The sequence below is a fragment of the Areca yellow leaf disease phytoplasma genome (assembly GCF_041920595.1).
Genome location: NZ_CP169277.1, coordinates 483,740 through 484,713 on the forward strand (window position 1 = coordinate 483,740; position 974 = coordinate 484,713).

Here is a 974-nt window from a genome sequence, read left to right on the forward strand (position 1 = left end):
TACGTATTGCTTTTGATAATATTTTATAATAATATAATGTTGCAACAAAAATATAAACTAAGGGAAAAAAGCGGAGAAAAAATAGTGGATGATCGCTAATAGAAAATCATTAATAAAAGATATTGATAATAAATTTAATTAATAATAAGGTGATAACAATATTTTTGAAGGGTTGCAAAGGAGAGAATAGAAGAAAATAAAATTACCTTTCAAAAAAAATGGTTCAAGGGTTTATTTGTAATAAAGATAGATTCAAAAGCGATTAAACTAAAGTTGCTATACTTTGTGAAGCAATCTTACTAATTGACTAACATAACTCATTTCATTGTCATACCAAGACATTAATTTAATAAATTTAGGTTTTCTTTGAGGACTTGCAAAGTGTGAGAATCATATAAAGAACCATAACTTGTTCCAATAACATCTGAGGAAACAATAGGATCTGTAACGTAGGCTAGGTTTCATTAGCAGCTTTTTTGAAAGCTTCATTGATGGCTTCTGGAGTGGCTTCTGAGTCAGTCCTCTGGGTATCAACTCAAAGAGCCTGTAATTGTAGGAACTCTAATTGCTGTATCCATCCAGTTTTCCTTTTAATTCAGGAATAACTAAACTAATAGCTTTGGCAGCTCCAGTAGCAGAACTTGGCACCATATTAAAGGCTGCAGCCTCTACCGCGATCGTGTCCAAATGCCTTTGGGATGGTTTTGATCAATTAAACTTTGGTCACGGTAACTATGAACGGTAGTCATAAAAAGCTTGGTTGATGCCGGGGTGTGTCATTTAAGACTTTGCTGCTTGGGCGCCAAAGTTTAATTGATCAAAACCATCCCAAAGGCATTTGGACACGTCGCGGTAGAGCTGGCAGCCTTTAATGGTGCCGTTTCTACTAGAGGCTGCCAGAAAGCTATTAGTTTTAGTTGTTCCTGAATTAAAAGGAAAACTGGATGGTACAGCAATTGAAACCAATACATGTG

At 35.0% G+C, this 974-nt stretch carries 1 protein-coding gene; it reads right to left on the minus strand.

Annotation, left to right across the window (positions count from 1 at the left end; all coding sequences use genetic code 11):
- Positions 1-561 precede the first annotated feature (561 nt).
- Positions 562-687 (minus strand): hypothetical protein, encoded by a 126-nt coding sequence (locus ACEW7V_RS02745; protein WP_374695368.1) that lies wholly within the window; start codon positions 685-687, stop codon positions 562-564.
- Positions 688-974: the final 287 nt, after the last annotated feature.